Origin of the sequence: Bacillus sp. 205(2023), assembly GCF_037027485.1 — a bacterium.
GTDB classification, from domain to species: Bacteria; Bacillota; Bacilli; order Bacillales; family Bacillaceae; genus Bacillus; species Bacillus halotolerans.
The window spans coordinates 124,978-137,845 of record NZ_JAXCHF010000002.1 but is presented as its reverse complement, the minus strand read 5'-3'; the positions used below and the strand labels follow the sequence as shown (position 1 = coordinate 137,845).

Here is a 12,868-nt window from a genome sequence, read left to right as displayed (position 1 = left end):
TGTTTCCCTCCTAAATAAGCTGGACCACATCTTCTAATTGTTCATTTTTCGCCCAGGAGCAGATGTTTTTTCTGTGGTATTTGTTGGAGTTCAGCCCTTTTAAGTAACAGCCTCCGCAATAGCCGCTGAACGGGCATTTGTCTTTCATGCAATGCTCGCTGAACCGCGGCGCCTGCGCTTTCCACAATTTATGGACAAGAGGGGAGTCAAAAATGCTTTCATATGAATCATGAAATATATTTCCCAATGAAAATTCCTTCGGGAAGAGTGCGCACGGGCGTACTTCTCCGAACGGGCTGATCACAATAGATTTCCAGCCGGCGCCGCAGTTCGCCGCACGTTTTCTTTCATACGGAATGATCGGGATCAAATCTTTAAATTCATCAATGACATTTTGCTCGTACTCCATAAATTTGCGGTGCTGTTCGGCATCTTTCGTCGGATGGACAATATCTCTGCCTCTTCCGAAATCATCAACCCAATTGTAAGAGAACGCTTTCGCCCCGAGATCGCGCACCTTTTGGGCCATATCGTGGATTTCCCACATGTTTTTTTCGAAAACCGACATGGCGACTCTGACAAAAATACCATGATCACTCAACAATTTTATCGTTTTACAGGTTTGGGCAAAAGAGCCTTTTCTCCCTCTAAATGAATCATGCACTTCGGACTGTACGCTATCCAGTGATATGCCGACGATGATTTTTTGCTTATAGGCTTTTAACATTTCCAAGCTTTCTTTTCGCATCAGCGTTCCGTTGGTTAAGACGGCGACTTTTTTGAATTTCTTTAACACATATTCAAGAATCTCATTGGCGTTTGGATGGACGAAAATTTCGCCGCCTGTGATTTCACACGTTAAAACGCCGTTATCATACAGCATATCAGCCGTTTTCTTAAATTGATCAATGGATACGGTGCCGAGCGCTTCCGGCGAGCTTTCTAAATAGCAGTGGGCGCACTTTAAATTGCAGCGGTGCGTCAGCTCAAAGGTGGCATGCAGCGGCATCGGAAATTCATTGCTTCCGCTGGTGGCGATTTTGTGAAAGCGGGGCCGGTTTTCAAGCTGAATGACCTGCTTGTTCAAAAGCATGCTGAGCATGTCATAGTACCAGTCCTTATGGTCTTCCGGCGACTCATCATACTTTGCGCATTGCTCTTCTAAAATCTGTTCAGCCGTTCTTTGACCGTCCATCAGCATACAAAGCTCGTAAGCCGTTTTGTTGAGATCTAAGTATTCAAAATCAGAGATCGAGACGTTATCACGCAAGTAGTCAATTTCCAGCACGCCGCCCTCAGGCAACTGGTGGACTCTTACACTTTCATTAATAAATGGAAACATCTGCTCTATAAACAAAATACCATCCCCTATACATATGATTCAAATATAAAAATCACTGTGTATGTATAACCAAGATGTAGATTTTAGTTAAAATTTGTATTTTAGTTAAAAAGGGCATAGTAATTTACTATGCCCTTTTCCGGAGAACCTTATCCCCAGAGACCGAATAGACCTGTTGCACCGGCAATTTCAAAATCAGGGATAGGTCCGTCCACTAAACAAGCGGCTCCGATTGAACATGTCGCGCAACCTTTGTTTTCTACAATGACAGCTTTTTTCATAATTGAATCCTCCCTTTTTTGTTTTTCTAGCAGATCTTTGATGTACTTTTATATTAAAACTATCAAATTACCATTTCAATACATATATTTTGAAGAAAATGTGAATTACAAACGGTAGAATTCGGAAAAATGTAATATTTCCTAAAGGTAATCAGTGGTATGATTTTCTCTTCTATAAAGGAATTGCTTTTTCTGAGGTTTATCTTCAAATCTGATGAGCAATGATGGTAAGATAGAAGCAGTTGAAGTTTACAAACCGAATGATTATACTATTCAAGTCAAAGTGGAAAGATGAAAAGGACGTGTCAGAATGAAGCAAGAGACACCGATAACAATCCATGTGAAATCTGTGATCGAGGATGACGGAAACGAAGAAGTGATCGAATTCCGCACCGCCGGATTTTACTATGTGAAACAGAATAAAGTGTATCTATCTTATTATGAAGAACACGACTTAGGCAAAGTGAAAACGATTGTAAAAGTAAGCGAAGGCGAAGTGCTTGTCATGAGATCAGGCGCTGTCAAAATGAACCAGCGTTTCGTAACTGGAGCTTCCACAATCGCCAAATATAAAATGTCATTTGGTGAGCTTGAGCTGAAAACGAGCACAAAATCGATTCAATCTGATCTCGGCGAAGAACAAGGCCGTATCAGTATCGCATATGATATGCATGTCGGAGACGAGCAGCAGCATTTACATAATATGACGATCACGTATGAGGGAGGAACTCACGCATGAACATTGCGGAACAGATGAAGGACGTGCTGAAAGAAGAAATCAAAGCAGCCGTTCTGAAAGCGGGGCTGGCTGATGAAAGCCAGATTCCAAATGTCATTTTAGAAACACCGAAGGATAAAACACACGGCGATTATTCAACAAATATGGCGATGCAGCTCGCGAGAATCGCTAAAAAAGCGCCGCGCCAAATCGCTGAGGAAATTGTCGCTACTTTTGATAAAGGAAAGGCTTCTATTGAAAAGCTTGATATCGCCGGTCCTGGTTTTATCAATTTCTATATGAACAATCAATATTTAACGAAGCTGATCCCGTCTGTATTGGAAGCGGGAGACGCGTATGGAGAAACAAACATCGGAAACGGCGAACGCGTTCAAGTGGAATTTGTATCTGCAAATCCGACGGGGGACCTTCACTTAGGCCACGCGCGCGGTGCGGCTGTCGGCGATTCCTTGTGCAATGTGCTTGCAAAAGCGGGTTACGATGTGAGCCGCGAATACTACATTAACGATGCTGGAAACCAGATTAACAACCTGGCGCTTTCTGTAGAAGTCCGTTACTTTGAAGCGCTTGGACTGGAAAAACCGATGCCGGAGGACGGCTACCGCGGTGAGGATATCATTTCAATCGGAAAGCGTCTCGCTGAGGAATATGGCGACCGTTTCGTCAACGAAGAAGAAAGCGAACGCCTCGCATTTTTCCGTGAGTACGGTTTGAAATACGAGCTGGAGAAGCTTCGCGTAGACTTGGAAAACTTCCGCGTGCCGTTTGACGTGTGGTATTCTGAAACATCACTGTACCAAAACGGAAAAATCGATAAGGCGCTGGACGCGCTGCGTGAGAAAGGCCATGTCTATGAGGAAGACGGTGCGACTTGGTTCCGTTCCACAACGTTCGGAGATGACAAAGACCGCGTACTGATCAAAAAGGACGGCACATACACATACCTGCTTCCTGATATCGCGTACCATAAGGACAAGCTTGACCGCGGCTTTGATAAGCTGGTCAACGTATGGGGCGCCGACCACCACGGCTACATCCCGCGTATGAAAGCGGCAATCGAAGCGCTTGGCTATGAAAAAGGAACGTTGGAAGTAGAAATCATTCAGCTCGTGCACCTTTACAAAAACGGCGAGAAAATGAAAATGAGCAAACGAACGGGGAAAGCGGTAACGATGCGCGACCTGATTGACGAAGTCGGCCTTGATGCCGTGCGTTATTTCTTCGCGATGCGCAGCGCTGATACGCATATGGATTTTGACTTGGATCTTGCTGTATCAACATCTAACGAAAACCCTGTGTATTATGCGCAATACGCACATGCCCGCATTTGCAGCATGCTTCGCCAAGGGGAAGAGCAAGGACTTAAGCCGGCGGCAGATCTTGATTTCAGCCCTATTCAATCAGAAAAAGAATATGATCTGCTGAAAACAATCGGCGGTTTCCCGGAGGCAGTGGCGGAAGCGGCGGAAAAACGAATTCCGCACCGTGTGACGAATTATATTTATGACTTGGCTTCAGCTCTGCACAGCTTCTACAATGCGGAGAAAGTCATCGATCCTGAAAACGAAGAGAAAAGCCGTGCGCGCTTAGCTTTAATGAAAGCAACGCAAATCACGCTGAACAACGCGCTTCAATTGATCGGCGTATCGGCTCCTGAAAAAATGTAATCAAGCTGAAAGGACAAAGCCTGAGGGCTTTGTCCTTTTTTGTTAAAAAATCGTGTGATATAGTTCACAATCTTCTTCGCCGAGTTTTTGTATGATAAGGCTGATTATTGAATCAGTGAAAGGGGCAAGCCGAATGATTAACCGTCAACACTTTCAATTATCGCTGCAGTCATTAAGCTTGGTGGCAGGGTTTATGGTTTGGGTGCTGATTTCGTCACTTATTTCCCAAATCACATTAGATATTCATTTGAGCAAAGGCGAAATCTCCCTGGTAACGGCCATACCCGTTATATTAGGATCGCTTCTCCGCATTCCGCTGGGGTATTTGACCAACAGGTTTGGCGCGCGGATCATTTTTATGATTAGCTTTATATTGCTTTTATTCCCTGTATTTTGGATCAGTATTGCAGATTCCCTGTTTGATTTAATCGCGGGCGGTTTTTTCTTAGGGATTGGGGGAGCCGTTTTTTCCATTGGGGTTACATCTCTTCCGAAGTACTATCCTAAAGAAAAACATGGCGTTGTAAACGGTATTTACGGTGCCGGGAATATCGGAACCGCGATCACTACATTTGCAGCTCCCGTGATTGCTCAAGCGGCGGGGTGGAAAAGTACGGTGCAAATGTATATGGTTCTGCTGGCTTTATTTGCTTTGCTGCACTTTTTCTTCGGTGACCGGCATGAGAAGAAAGTGAAGGTGTCCGTAAAGACTCAAATCAAAGCCGTTTACCGAAATCATGTGCTGTGGTTTCTGAGTCTCTTTTATTTTATTACGTTTGGCGCCTTTGTCGCTTTTACAATCTATCTGCCAAACTTTCTTGTTGAGCAGTTTGATCTGAGTCCTGCGGATGCCGGGCTGCGGACGGCAGGTTTTATTGCTGTATCCACGCTGCTCAGGCCGGCGGGCGGGTGGCTGGCTGATAAAGTGAGTCCGCTCCGCATCCTGATGTTTGTCTTTGCCGGCTTGACATTATCGGGCGTCATCCTGTCGTTTTCGCCGACGATCGGCATTTACGCCTTTGGGGCGTTAACGGTTGCGGTGTGCTCCGGGATTGGAAACGGGACGGTTTTTAAACTGGTTCCTTTCTATTTTTCTAAGCAGGCGGGAATCGCCAACGGAGTTGTGTCTGCCATGGGCGGATTAGGCGGCTTTTTCCCTCCGCTGATCCTGGCGAGTGTATTTCAGGCGACGGGACAATACGCCATCGGATTTATGGCGCTTTCGGAAGTCGCGTTAGCAAGCTTTGTCATTGTCATATGGATGTATTGGCAGGAAAGAATGAAAACACACACAGAGAGAAGCCGGCACAGCGTAAACTGACGGGCTGCCGGCGATTGGGGAATTCACGAGATTGTAAGTTTTTTCTGAAAAGCGCAAATGATTTCACGTTACAATAGATACACAACGTGACTTTTCTTCGAGGTGAGCTCATGAACTTTCTCTCTGTTCGAACATCTGATAAGGATCTTATTTCCAGTGATCTTCATCAATTGCTGGAATCCATCAGCACAAAAAGAAAAATCGAAAAACACACATACCTGTTTCGAGAAGGAATGGATGCAGAAGAGCTTTATCTGATTCAGTCAGGACTCATTGAAATCGGGAAGCTGACGGCTGACGGCAAAGACCTGACGCTTAGAATCTGCCAAAAAAATGATATTGTCGGTGAATTAACACTTTTCACAGAAGAACCGAGATATATGCTCAGTGCAAAAGTGCTGGAGGATGGCGAAGTGCTCGTCATCAATAAGAGCAGACTTGAAAAGGAACTTATCCACAACGGTGCTTTGACATTTGAATTTATGAAATGGATGAGCACCCATTTGCGCAAAATTCAATCCAAAATCAGAGACCTTCTTCTTCATGGCAAAAAAGGGGCGCTCTACTCCACCCTTATCCGCTTGTCAAACAGCTATGGGGTGAACCGGAGTGACGGCATTCTCATTAACATTGCCCTGACAAACCAGGATTTGGCAAAATTTTGCGCAGCTGCAAGAGAGAGCGTCAACCGCATGCTGGGGGATCTCCGCAAACAAGGGGTTATTTCAATAGAGGATTCCGGAAAGATAGTACTGCATCAGCGGGACTATTTACGGTGTGAGATTGAGTGCGAAAATTGCCCGTTAGAGATTTGTAATATTGATTAAGAGGAAACAAGGACAGCAATATGTCCTTGTTTTTATCTTGTCAGCCAAATACACATGATGGCGAAAAAGAAGCACGCATTGACGATTTCAAGAGTGCCGATCGTTTGAACAGGCCACTTCTTTCCATGAAAAAACCATGCACGCAAACTGCTGGGGATAAAGGCGAGAACGGCCCATCCACCTCCGAGAGCTGCGGAAAGTAAGGGGAGGATCAGGTGATAGCCCCACGACCAGTAAGCAAATACTCTATTATTCTTCTCCCGGATCACCGACTTCACATAAAATGAACTTCCGATAAAAAACAAAGCAGATTGTGCGAAAATAAACCATGCCCAGCCGTCAAGAGTCTCCGTCCCCAGCCAGCAGCTGGCGAGTCCGCCTGTACAAAAGAATAAGACGCCCGCAAAATCATTCAGCAGCGCTCGTTCATTTTTTTGCCGGGCATAATACACATGAATGAGAAACAGCGGCAGCAAAGAAAAGGCAAGCCAGATAAAAGACGGCTTATGGATGACGGCGGCAAGCAAAAAGCTGCAGGCTGGAAAACTGTAAGAAATTATCCACTTTTGATAGGGTTTGATTTGTTTCTTTTTTAATGCCAGCGTAACAGGATAAACAGCCAAATAAAGAAAAAGCCAGCCCAAAAATAGGGGGATATGCCAAAGAACCGCTCCTCCCTTCACCATACCGAGGCAAAACGGAATCAGCAGCATGGCCCAAGCGCCGTGCTGCTTCGGAATAAGCGCCTTCATCGAAACACTCCTTTCTTGTTTCATTATAAAAGCAAAAATACGCCAATAAGTGACATTCATCATATCATCTGTGAAATATATCACTGCTGTCATGGATCGGCCGGGCTACACTAAAGCTATCCTTAGCACAGGAGGCTTCCCTATGAATCAGTGTGACTATTTATTTTTTTTGAAACAACTTCCTATGTTTAATGAAGTGCCTCTATCCATTGTCGAAACATTGCTGAATAACGGGACGTTTATCCGCGGTTCATGTGATCAGGATCCATCTTTTCTCCATTCTCAATCCATTTATATTGTATTAAAAGGCAGTATTCGTTTTATTGACAGCAGGCTGCCTGAAGGGTCGCAAACCGTGGCGCTGTGGGAAAAAGGCGATGTGTTTCCCATTGATCAAAAAGGCGGGATGTTCTTATCTCCATTCATTTCAGTCCGAACATCCGAAGACATTCTTATGCTCAATATCCCTTTTTACATATTAAAGAAAATCATGTCCTATTATCCGCAGCTGCAGATGAATTTTCTGGTGATGCTCCAGCAAAATGTCTTTTTCTCTTATGAGCTGTTTTTGCGATACATGCATAGATCTCAGGACGAAAACGCTGAGCCCGATTCCTAAAAGGAACCGGGTTTTTTGTTCGGTATTTCCATTCCTTCTTCCTCATGTGAACTTTCTGTGAAAAAAGGGGAGTGTGTGACATAGTTCACAAGGAAACATCCTGCCTCTGTATATAGTGAATTTAGAATACCTGACTCGGAAGGAGTGAAATATTCATGAAAAAAAAGAAAATGAGTCCGTTGTTTAGGAGATTAAACTATTTCTCTCCTATTGAGCATCAATCAAATAAACATAGCCAAACAACCTATGAAGATCGTGATTGGGAGAATGTATACAGAAACAGATGGCAGTACGATAAGGTCGTCCGCTCCACCCACGGTGTCAACTGCACAGGGTCCTGCAGCTGGAATATATACGTGAAAAACGGCATCGTCACGTGGGAAGGGCAAAACTTGAATTACCCATCAACCGGACCGGATATGCCTGATTTCGAACCGAGAGGCTGTCCGCGAGGGGCCAGTTTTTCATGGTATATCTACAGCCCGCTCCGTGTGAAATACCCATACGTGCGCGGTGTCCTGATCAATTTGTGGCGGGAAGCATTGCAGGCTCATCAAAACCCTTTGGAAGCATGGAAATCGATCGTTGAAAATCCGGATAAAGCGAAGTCCTATAAACAGGCGCGGGGAAAGGGCGGCTTTGTGCGCGCTGAATGGCCGGAGGTGCTGAAGCTGATTTCTGCTTCTCTGCTGTATACGGTTATAACATACGGCCCTGACCGGAATATCGGGTTTTCTCCGATTCCGGCTATGTCCATGATCAGTCATGCGTCAGGCTCGCGGTTTATGTCTTTGATTGGCGGCCCTATGCTCAGTTTCTATGATTGGTATGCGGATCTTCCCCCGGCATCCCCGCAAATCTGGGGTGACCAGACAGACGTCCCGGAAAGCAGTGATTGGTACAACTCAGGCTATATCATCACATGGGGCTCCAATGTGCCGTTAACGAGGACGCCGGATGCGCATTTTTTGGCAGAAGCCCGCTATAAAGGCGCTAAGGTCATCTCAATCAGCCCGGATTTCGCGGAATCCTCTAAATTTGCAGATGACTGGCTGAGCATCCGCCAAGGAACAGATGGCGCGCTTGCGATGGCGATGGGTCATGTGATCCTGCAGGAGTTTTACGTTAATCAGAAGACAGAGCGTTTCATAGAGTATGCAAAGCAATATACGGATTTCCCGTTCTATGTCACTCTAACTAAAGAGGATGGCATGTATACGGCCGGGCGTTTTCTTCATGCAAAGGACATCGGGCGGCAGACGGGGCATGATCAGTGGAAGCCTGCGGTATGGAATGAACGTACAAGCGCATTCGCGATCCCGCAAGGAACAATGGGCTCCCGCTGGGACGGCCAAAAGAAATGGAACCTGCACATGATAGATGAAGAAACAGGCGAATCGATTGAACCCCGGCTTTCGGTGCTCGGCATAGAGGACGAAATCGGCACGGTTCGAATCCCTAATTTCTCAAATGAGGAAAACAGAGTGCTAGAGCGAGATCTGCCTATAAAAAAACTGGCTCTGGACAATGAAGATGTGTATGTCACAACCGTATTTGACTTGATTTTGGCTAACTACGGCGTGAATCGGGGGATCGGGGAAAAATCAGCCTGCTCGTATGACGACCCTGAGCCGTTTACGCCAGCCTGGCAGGAGCAGGTGACAGGGATCAAAAAAGAGATGGTCATTAACATTGCCAGAGAGTTTGCCCAAAATGCGATCGATACAGAGGGCCGTTCGATGATTATTGTAGGAGCGGGCATTAATCACTGGTTCAATTCCGATACGATATACCGCGCTGTGTTAAATCTTGTGTTATTAGTAGGCGCCCAAGGTGTTAATGGCGGAGGCTGGGCTCATTATGTGGGACAGGAAAAACTCCGCCCTGCTGAAGGCTGGCAGACAATCGCCAACGCTAAGGATTGGGAGGGGGCGCCAAAGCTGCAAAACGGCACTTCCTTTTTCTATTTTGCGACTGACCAGTGGCGCTACGAGGATCAGCCGGTCAGTGACTTAGCATCTCCGATCGCGGCATCCTCCCGCTACAAGCATCACGCCGACTACAATGTGCTGGCGGCAAGACTCGGGTGGCTTCCGTCTTATCCGACATTTGATAAAAACGGAATTGACCTGTACAAAGAAGCTGAAAAAGCGGGGGCGGAGACAACAAAAGATGTTGCTGACTATGTGGCCCGCCAGCTTCAAGAGAAAAAACTGAAATTTGCCATTGAAGATCCTGACAATGAAGCGAATTTTCCGAGAAACCTGTTCGTGTGGAGGGCGAATCTGATCTCCAGTTCGGGAAAAGGGCATGAATATTTTCTCAAGCATCTCTTGGGAACGACGAACGGCTTGATGAATGACGACAGCGACAGCATCCGTCCTGAAGAAATCAAGTGGCGCGAGCAGGCACCGGAAGGAAAGCTCGATTTGTTAATCAATCTCGATTTCCGAATGGCCGGTACCGCGCTGTATTCCGATATCGTGCTTCCGGCGGCGACATGGTATGAAAAACACGATCTCAGCAGCACTGATATGCATCCGTTTATCCACCCCTTTGCCCCGGCTATTTCGGCTCCTTGGGAATCGAAGTCAGACTGGGATATTTTCAAGGCTTTATCAAAAGCCGTCTCCGATCTCGCGGACGAAGTTGATATGAAGCCGGTAAAAGAAGCTGTCGCCGCACCGCTCCTCCATGACACGATGCAGGAAATGGCGCAGCCTCTCGGAAAAATTAAGGACTGGAGCAAAGGCGAATGCGAAGCCGTCCCGGGGAAAACGATGCCGAACATTCAAGTCGTTGAAAGGGACTACAAGCAAATCTTTCATAAAATGACCGCGCTCGGCCCAAACGCCGCCTTAAAACCAAGCGGAACAAAAGGAATGAGCTGGTCGATTGCCGATGAATACGAATCACTCAAAAAAAGGCTGGGAGAAGTCACCTCAGACAGTGTCGCAAAGGGATGTCCGAATATAAGCGAGGCCAAGCAGGCGGCAGAAGCCGTTTTAACCCTTTCGTCCACGTCGAATGGAAAAGTTGCCGTAAAAGCATGGGAATCGCTTGAAGACATCACCAATCTGAAGCTGAAAGATCTGGCTGAAGAGCGGGAGGAAGAATGCTTTACGTTCGAACAAATCACGGCTCAGCCCAAAACGGTGATCACATCTCCGGCATTTACAGGCTCGGAAAAAGGCGGGCGCAGGTATTCGCCGTTTACGACAAATGTGGAAAAATTAATCCCTTGGCGGACGCTGACGGGCAGACAGTCTTACTATGTCGATCATGAGCTGATGATGGAGTTCGGGGAAACGATGGCGACCTTTAAACCGATCCTCCAGCATCACCCTTTCTTAAGCAAACGGCCTGATCAAGAGGGCAAAGAAATCGTTCTCAATTATTTAACGCCGCATAATAAATGGTCCGTGCACAGCATGTATTTTGATTCTCTGCCGATGCTTACGCTATTTCGCGGCGGGCCGACAGTATGGATGAATAAAGATGATGCAGCAGATGCGGATATCAAAGACAACGATTGGATTGAATGCTTTAACCGAAACGGTGTTGTCGTAGCCAGAGCGGTTCTGTCTCACCGGATACCAAAAGGAATGGCGTTTATGCACCATGCCCAAGACCGCCACATCAACGTGCCCGGCACAAAACTGACCAATAACCGCGGAGGCACCCATAACAGTCCGACAAGGATTCACGTCAAGCCGACACAGATGATCGGCGGCTATGCTCAGCTCAGCTACGGCTTTAACTACTATGGCCCTACGGGGAATCAGCGCGATCTGAATGTGGTCATCCGCAAGCTGAAGGAGGTCGATTGGCTTGAAGATTAAAGCGCAAATCGGAATGGTCATGAACTTAGATAAATGCATCGGCTGCCACACGTGCAGCGTGACCTGCAAAAACACATGGACAAACCGTTCCGGTGCCGAATATATGTATTTCAATAATGTAGAAACAAAGCCAGGTATCGGCTATCCGAAGCAATGGGAGGATCAGGACAAATATAAAGGCGGCTGGACCTTAAAAAAAGGAAAGCTCGAGCTGAAATCAGGCCCGAAAACCAACCGTCTTGCAAATCTTTTCTATAATCCGAATCAGCCAACCATTGATGATTACTACGAGCCTTGGAACTATGATTATGAAACGCTGACTAACAGTCCGCAGAAAAAACATCAGCCCGTAGCGCGGCCAAAATCGTCGCTGACAGGAGATTTTATGAATATTGAATGGGGGCCGAACTGGGAGGATGATCTGGCGGGCGGACATATTACGGGACTTGAAGATCCGAACGTTCAAAAGATGGAGGAGTCTATCAAAACAGAATTCGATGAAGTCTTTATGATGTATCTTCCGCGCATCTGCGAGCACTGCATCAACCCGGCCTGTGTCTCGTCCTGCCCGTCTGGCGCCATGTATAAACGCGAGGAAGACGGCATTGTGCTCGTGGATCAAAATGCCTGCCGTTCATGGAGATACTGTGTTTCATCCTGTCCTTATAAAAAAGTCTATTTTAACTGGCAAACGAACAAAGCGGAAAAATGCACACTTTGCTTTCCGCGTTTGGAGGCGGGACTGCCGACCATCTGTTCAGAGACATGTGTGGGGAGAATCCGTTATTTGGGCGTCATGCTGTATGACGCGGATAAGGTGGAGGAAGCGGCATCTGCAGAAAATGAAAAGGATCTCTATCATTCTCAATTAGAAGTGTTTCTTGATCCGAATGATCCCGAGGTTGCTAAACAAGCAAAAGAACAGGGCATCCCGACAGAATGGATAGAGGCTGCACAGCAATCGCCCATTTATAAGATGATTATCGACTGGAAAATTGCCCTGCCGCTTCATCCGGAGTATCGGACATTGCCGATGGTTTGGTACATTCCTCCTTTGAGTCCGATCATGAATCTCTTTGAAGGAGAGGGAAGCCGGCAAACAGCGGAAGACATTTTTCCGGCTATCGACCAAATGAGGATTCCGATTGACTATTTGGCGCAGCTATTAACGGCCGGTGATACAGATCATATTCGGTCGACATTAAAGAAAATGTCTGTCATGCGCCAGTATATGAGAGCGGTCCAGACGAATAAATCCATCGACCCGGCACTGATCTCCAGTGTCGGCTTAACAGAACAGCAAATTGAAGACATGTATCGGCTGCTTGCGATCGCCAAATACGATGACCGATTTGTGATTCCGAGCAGTCACCGTGAAGACATTTCTGATTTATACGCTGAACAAGGGAGCTGCGGCTTATCATTTTCAGGCGGTCCCGGCTCTTGTATATAACCAAAGAAAAATGAGGTGTAACACG

Annotated in this window: 10 protein-coding genes and 1 pseudogene; 7 read left to right on the top strand and 4 right to left on the bottom strand. The window is 46.4% G+C overall.

Translation table 11 applies throughout. The annotated features are described in order from the left end of the window. Positions 1-10: 10 nt before the first annotated feature. The 3 genes and pseudogenes from albA to sboA form a co-directional block, all read right to left on the bottom strand. Positions 11-1,357 (bottom strand): subtilosin maturase AlbA, encoded by a 1,347-nt coding sequence (gene albA, locus WA325_RS08200; RefSeq protein ID WP_105954404.1) that lies wholly within the window; start codon positions 1,355-1,357, stop codon positions 11-13. Positions 1,358-1,394: 37 nt separating this feature from the next. Beyond that, positions 1,395-1,535, bottom strand: a pseudogene (locus WA325_RS21440) (bacteriocin-like protein SboX). Continuing rightward, entirely contained in the window at positions 1,492-1,623 is a 132-nt protein-coding gene (gene sboA, locus WA325_RS08195) for a subtilosin A (RefSeq protein WP_003222002.1), read from the bottom strand. Before sboA ends, WA325_RS21440 begins: the two are co-directional and overlap by 44 nt. A gap of 310 nt (positions 1,624-1,933) precedes the next feature. On the opposite strand from sboA, the gene WA325_RS08190 reads away from it, so the two are divergent. The 4 genes from WA325_RS08190 to WA325_RS08175 all read left to right on the top strand — a co-directional run bounded on the left by WA325_RS08190 (position 1,934) and on the right by WA325_RS08175 (position 6,177). After that, positions 1,934-2,362 carry a DUF1934 domain-containing protein gene (locus tag WA325_RS08190; protein ID WP_105954403.1) on the top strand — a complete coding sequence of 143 codons (429 nt, stop codon included), beginning with the start codon at positions 1,934-1,936 and terminating at the stop codon, positions 2,360-2,362. After that, positions 2,359-4,029, top strand: a complete 1,671-nt coding sequence (gene argS / locus WA325_RS08185; protein WP_105954402.1) for an arginine--tRNA ligase — start codon at positions 2,359-2,361, stop codon at positions 4,027-4,029. Before WA325_RS08190 ends, argS begins: the two co-directional genes overlap by 4 nt. Before the next feature lie 133 nt (positions 4,030-4,162). Then, complete coding sequence (locus WA325_RS08180; RefSeq protein ID WP_326324426.1) at positions 4,163-5,350, top strand: nitrate/nitrite transporter; 1,188 nt, start codon at positions 4,163-4,165, stop codon at positions 5,348-5,350. A 110-nt stretch (positions 5,351-5,460) separates the two neighbouring features. Then, positions 5,461-6,177: a Crp/Fnr family transcriptional regulator gene (locus WA325_RS08175; protein WP_101864901.1), complete on the top strand. Its 717-nt coding sequence runs from the start codon at positions 5,461-5,463 to the stop codon at positions 6,175-6,177. Between the two features lie 32 nt (positions 6,178-6,209). Here WA325_RS08175 and WA325_RS08170 read toward each other — a convergent pair whose 3' ends face one another. Further along, positions 6,210-6,929 carry a YwiC-like family protein gene (locus WA325_RS08170; RefSeq protein WP_336183440.1) on the bottom strand — a complete coding sequence of 240 codons (720 nt, stop codon included), beginning with the start codon at positions 6,927-6,929 and terminating at the stop codon, positions 6,210-6,212. A gap of 142 nt (positions 6,930-7,071) precedes the next feature. Here WA325_RS08170 and WA325_RS08165 point away from each other — a divergent pair, with 142 nt between their 5' ends. The 3 genes from WA325_RS08165 (at position 7,072) to narH (ending at position 12,843) form a co-directional block, all read left to right on the top strand. After that, a complete protein-coding gene (locus WA325_RS08165) occupies positions 7,072-7,548 on the top strand; it encodes a Crp/Fnr family transcriptional regulator (protein ID WP_024123206.1) in 477 nt (158 codons plus the stop codon). Between the two features lie 155 nt (positions 7,549-7,703). Beyond that, the gene (locus WA325_RS08160) at positions 7,704-11,390 is read left to right on the top strand and encodes a nitrate reductase subunit alpha (RefSeq protein WP_336183439.1); all 3,687 of its coding nucleotides are present in this window, start codon (positions 7,704-7,706) and stop codon (positions 11,388-11,390) included. After that, complete coding sequence (gene narH / locus WA325_RS08155) at positions 11,380-12,843, top strand: nitrate reductase subunit beta (protein WP_127696383.1); 1,464 nt, start codon at positions 11,380-11,382, stop codon at positions 12,841-12,843. Before WA325_RS08160 ends, narH begins: the two co-directional genes overlap by 11 nt. The last annotated feature ends 25 nt before the right edge of the window (positions 12,844-12,868 follow it).